We start from the raw sequence: 4,765 nt of genomic DNA on the forward strand, positions 1-4,765 counted from the left end.
CGTAATGACCGCCCACGGTAATTACGCGCGCACGGGCCGCTAGGCGTACTCGCGAACGATCGAGCCGAGGGCATCGAGTTGCGGCTGGTTGACCAGTCCGAGATGGTAGAGGTGCAGCTCGTTGGCCCCTGCGTCGACGGTGGCCGCTACGTGGGATCCCACCTCGTCGAGCTTCTTCGGCGGCAGAACCGATACGTACGCACCTACGGCAACGTCCTCGCCGACCAGTGCGCGCGTCTTCCCCACAACCGACACCGTCTCGGCAGTCCCCGGCCATGCGGACACGAGCACCGCGTCGACGTCCACAGCAGCAGTCCAGGTCAATGCGGGCGACGGTCCCGTCTTCCACGGATCGGGGTGGCCGTGCAGCGTGACGCGGACATCTGGGTTCTCGGCTCGGACAGCCCCGAGTACCTCACCGCGAATCAGGTCCGCGTCGGCATGCCGCACCGCCAACACAGCGGCAGCCTCGTCACCAGCAAGAACGTCCTCGATTGTCGACGAGGAGGACAACGTCCCGCCGGACAGCGCGTCGATCCCGTCACGCAGCTTGGCGACGATCTTGTCGGAGTCGACTCCGCGCTCCGCCCAGGCCGCGAGCTCACGGGGGGTGCAACTGATCGACATCAAGGTGTCGCCGATGCCGGGGTACGCACCGTCGGTCTTTTCGTGTGGCCCGACGTGCGCGAATCCCAGTTGGCCGGCTGCCTCGATCGACACCCCGGACAATTCGACGCCCCGGACAGCTTCCGCGGCAAGGGTGCGCGCGTAGGCGACGATGTCGGGGTGACCAGGGGCAAGTGCGTACGGGTACCGGTCGCCGAACGCGTTGACCACAGTAGCGTCGGGATGCGCGTGACCGAGAATAGTGCTGTGCGACAGCACGATCCATGCGTGTACCTTGATACCCGCCGCGATCAACACTGCAGCGGCGTCGCCGAACGCGTCCTCGGAGCCCGCCCACGATGCCGTTCGAGCCGCAACGGCAAGCCCGTCCCACGCCTCCGAGCGCAATGGCCGATACAACGCCGCATGATGGGCGTCGACAACCTTGTGCGACGGGTGCAACGGCGTTGCGGCCCTGGTCGAGTGATAGCTGGCGGCAAGCGCGATCTCACGGATGCCAAGCGCGTGTACGCGGTCGACGAAGTGCGGATCGCCGAGCACGTCCCATGGATATGCGTGAGCAACGATGCGATCGACAGAGGTCATTGAACGGCCCTTCATTATTCACCAGACAGGACGGAGTTCACACATGGGAACACATTCGGACGCACACTGTCCACGATCCGTCCTGCGCCAATCCATCCTGCAAGCCCTCGGCGCCATTGACTACCTGCCTGAAGACCCTCCCGAACCCACCCTCGGACGCACCTGGACTCGCGAGGGCATCGATGGCGTCGAGTTGACGTGGACCGTCCCCGGCCAGAGCACGGCAACCGAGGCCTGGCTCCTGAAACCCGCAACGACAGGCACCGACGACCTGCCCGCAGTCCTCCTCATGCACGGTCACGACGGGATGAAGCTCTACGGCAAGGAGAAGGTCGCCGACGGGCCTGACGGGCCCGCTCCCGGTATCCCCGAACTGCGAAAACGCGGGTACGACGGCCGATCCGTCGCAGCAGGGCTCGTCGCAGCCGGCTTCGCAGTGCTGGTTCACGACGTATTCCCGTGGGGAAGCCGCCGCATCCGCTGGAACGAATTGCCCCAACGCGCACGCAAGGCCGCCGATATGGACGAGCGCCGATACGAAGCCGCCGCCCGCGAGCACGAACACGGCCTCGCCAAAGTTGCTGCGCTGACGGGGTCCTCCCTGGCCGGCCAAGTGCTGCGCGAAGACCTCGTCGCGCTGGACGTCCTACGACGCGTCCCCGGCGTCGACCCCTCGCGTATTGCGACCACCGGGTTCTCCGGAGGTGGCGCACGCGTCGCACACCTGCTGGCTGCGGCCGACGTGACGGCTGCTGTCGTCACCGCGGTGACCAGCACGTTCATCGACATCGCTGACGGTCATGCGGACGACACCACCTGGCTGATGATCACTCCCGGCCTGCCGGCAGTGTGCGATTGGCCCGATGTGGTCGCGTCCGGATGCCCGACGCCACTCCTGGTCCAATTCGCCCTAGACGACGCACATTTCGGGCTCTCCGGTATGCGCGACGCCGAGGCTGCACTCGAGCGAGCGTACGCAAGTTCCGGAGCTTTGCTCACGCAGTGGTTTTCGCACGGCCATCGGTTCTCAGCGGCTATGCAGGACGAAGCGGCCCTTTGGTTGAGGCGGCACGTATGACCGATCACCCTTGACATGCCTTGTGACTACCGTCATAGTGGATCCAGCAATTCACATAGCGGGCGTGAGTTCATATACGTGAACGGACGAAATGAACGATAGAGACCCGAACGACGCGCGTGCAGCGCTAGCCCCGTGGATCACTCGCCTCCCGTTCGCCTGAAACGCAGCCGCCTCCGGCAACCAAGCCGAAACCGCAGACCGCCGGCCCCACCGGCCCGACATACTCGGAGCGTCCCTGAAATGGTCATCACCACACCCCCGAGATCTGGAGGCACGCAGGCGTCCGCCGCTGCCGCCCCGGTCCGGAAGCGTAAGAAGCGCCGCATCTCGGCGCCCTACATCCTCATCACCCCGGTTGTCATCCTGCTCGCAGTGTTCATCTTCTACCCGGTCGGTAGCGTCTTCTACTACAGCCTCCAGTTCTACAATCCGACGACGCCGTGGGACAACGGTTTTGCCGGCCTCGAGAACTTCGAGCTCATGTTCGCCGACGACGCCTTCTGGAACAGCCTGGTCGTCACGGCCAAGTGGGTCGGTGTTCAGGTCGTCTTCCAGCTCATCCTCGGTCTAGGCCTGGCTCTGCTGGTCAACGAGGTCTTCCGCGGACGCGGACTTGCTCGCGCACTGGTGTTCTCACCGTGGGCTGTCTCCGGCGTGCTCACCACGGGCATCTGGTTGCTGATCTACAACCCGTCGACCGGTTTGTTCAAGCTTCTCGGAAGCATAGGCATCGGCGACGGTACTGCCGCACCGATCGCAGACCCGGACACCGCGTTCTGGGCCACCAGCGTCGCCGAACTGTGGCGCGGCGTTCCATTCTTCGCCATCCTGATCCTCGCCGAGCTGCAGAGTGCCCCCAAAGATCTGTACGAAGCCGCGAACGTTGACGGTGCAAACCGTTGGCAGCGTTTCCGTTTCGTCACCCTTCCGCATCTCAAGGCAGTCATAATCCTCTCGACACTGCTACGCGGCGTCTGGGAGTTCAACAACGTCGACCTGCTCTACACACTTACCGCCGGTGGCCCAGCAGACGTGACAACGACACTACCCCTTTATGTTTCGCAACTTGCCACCACCGCCCAGGACTTCGGATACGGCTCGGCATTGACCACCGTGGCATTCGTGATCCTGCTCTTCTGCTCGATCCTCTACTTGCGCCTGAGCAAGTTCAACAGCGACAAGGCCTGAGATACATGACTACTACCGCCGATCGACCGGTGATCACCACCCCGGTAACCTCCCCCGGCGAACTGCGTGTGCACAAGAAGAAGCCGCGCATCTTCAGCGTCGGATTCCCACTCGCGCTCTACCTACTGTTCACGCTCGTTCCGTTCTACTGGATGGTCGTGTTCGCGTTCCGGCCGGCCGGTTCGAACTCGATGCTCCCCTGGCCCATCACGTTCGATCACTTCGACACCGTGTGGAACACCCTCGGCTTCAGCTTCTTCTTCAAGAACTCGCTCATCGTCGCGGGCCTTTCGTTGGTGCTCACCACCTTCGTCGCACTTGCCACCGGATATGCGCTGGCGCGTTTCAAGTTCCGCGCCAAGATCCCACTGGTGATGGCGCTGCTGTGTAGCCAGTTCGTGCCCGGCGCGATGCTGCTCATCCCCCTGTTCCAGGTGTTCCGCGAAATGGGACTGGTGAACAACCTGTTCGGACTCATCGTCGCCGACACCGTCTTCCAGTTGCCGTTGGCTGCCATGCTGATGGCCGGCTTCATTTCCCAGATCCCGGTGGAACTCGAGGAAGCCGCAATGGTCGACGGCTGTTCGCGCCTGAAGGCATTCCGCCTCATCATGTTGCCGCTGCTGCGTCCCGGCCTCATCGCCGTCGGATCGTTCGCCTTCATCGGTAGCTGGAACAACTTTCTCTTCGGCCTGATGTTCATCAGCAGCCAGGAGAAATTCACGCTGCCGGTCGGTTTGAGCTACACCATCGGCTCCTACAACGTCGACTTCGGCGTTCTCGCGGCCGGCGGTCTCATCGCCGCCGTGCCCGTCGTCGCCGTGTTCGCCGTCATCCAGAAGTACCTCGTCCAGGGCCTCAGTGCCGGAGCGGTGAAGGGTTGATCATGACAAACACCCACTTGACCAGGCGCGTGGTGCTCGTCGGCGCCGTCGCTGCGCTCGTTCTCGCCGGATGCAGCTCGGAGACCTCCTTGCCCGACGGCGCACTCGGCGATCCGAACAGCGGCACCCTCACCTTCTGGGACAACAACGCTGGCCCGGACCGCACTCCGCTGTACGAGGAGCTGATTCGTCGCTTCGAGACGACCAATCCTGGCATCGACGTCGAATACGTCGGGCTGCCCTCGGACAGTGCACAGCAGAAGTACCAGACCGCGCTTGCCGGAGGTTCCGCACCCGACCTCGGCATCGTGTCGACGGCGTACCTGGCTCCCCTCGTCGCGCAGGACGCCGTCATCCCGCTCGACGACTTCATGGCGGCGTCACCGCAGCGTGCCGACTA

General features: G+C 63.8%; 5 protein-coding genes. 4 read left to right on the forward strand and 1 reads right to left on the reverse strand.

Going from position 1 to position 4,765, the window contains the following annotated elements:
- Positions 1 to 39: 39 nt before the first annotated feature.
- Positions 40 to 1,212 (reverse strand): hypothetical protein, encoded by a 1,173-nt coding sequence (locus tag WBQ44_RS10190; protein ID WP_495566569.1) that lies wholly within the window; start codon positions 1,210 to 1,212, stop codon positions 40 to 42.
- 43 nt (positions 1,213 to 1,255) lie between these two features.
- On the opposite strand from WBQ44_RS10190, the gene WBQ44_RS10195 reads away from it, so the two are divergent.
- From WBQ44_RS10195 to WBQ44_RS10210, 4 genes are all read left to right on the forward strand, one after another.
- Positions 1,256 to 2,290 (forward strand): dienelactone hydrolase family protein, encoded by a 1,035-nt coding sequence (locus tag WBQ44_RS10195; protein WP_495566570.1) that lies wholly within the window; start codon positions 1,256 to 1,258, stop codon positions 2,288 to 2,290.
- Between the two features lie 243 nt (positions 2,291 to 2,533).
- Positions 2,534 to 3,481 carry a carbohydrate ABC transporter permease gene (locus WBQ44_RS10200; RefSeq protein ID WP_495566571.1) on the forward strand — a complete coding sequence of 316 codons (948 nt, stop codon included), beginning with the start codon at positions 2,534 to 2,536 and terminating at the stop codon, positions 3,479 to 3,481.
- Positions 3,482 to 3,486: 5 nt separating this feature from the next.
- Positions 3,487 to 4,365, forward strand: coding sequence for a carbohydrate ABC transporter permease (locus tag WBQ44_RS10205; protein ID WP_495566572.1), 879 nt, complete (start codon positions 3,487 to 3,489; stop codon positions 4,363 to 4,365).
- A gap of 2 nt (positions 4,366 to 4,367) precedes the next feature.
- On the forward strand, positions 4,368 to 4,765 hold a 398-nt coding region (locus WBQ44_RS10210), incomplete at its 3' end, for an ABC transporter substrate-binding protein (protein ID WP_495566573.1).

The sequence above is a fragment of the Rhodococcus sp. (in: high G+C Gram-positive bacteria) genome, from assembly GCF_049591685.1.
Classification (GTDB): domain Bacteria; phylum Actinomycetota; class Actinomycetes; order Mycobacteriales; family Mycobacteriaceae; genus Rhodococcoides.

Bases quoted from the DNA above. Each gene is read 5' to 3' on its own strand.
- WBQ44_RS10190 (WP_495566569.1), bottom strand. From the start codon at position 1,212: ATGACCTCTGTCGATCGCATCGTTGCTCACGCATATCCATGGGACGTG.
- WBQ44_RS10195 (WP_495566570.1), top strand. From the start codon at position 1,256: ATGGGAACACATTCGGACGCACACTGTCCACGATCCGTCCTGCGCCAA.
- WBQ44_RS10200 (WP_495566571.1), top strand. From the start codon at position 2,534: ATGGTCATCACCACACCCCCGAGATCTGGAGGCACGCAGGCGTCCGCC.
- WBQ44_RS10205 (WP_495566572.1), top strand. From the start codon at position 3,487: ATGACTACTACCGCCGATCGACCGGTGATCACCACCCCGGTAACCTCC.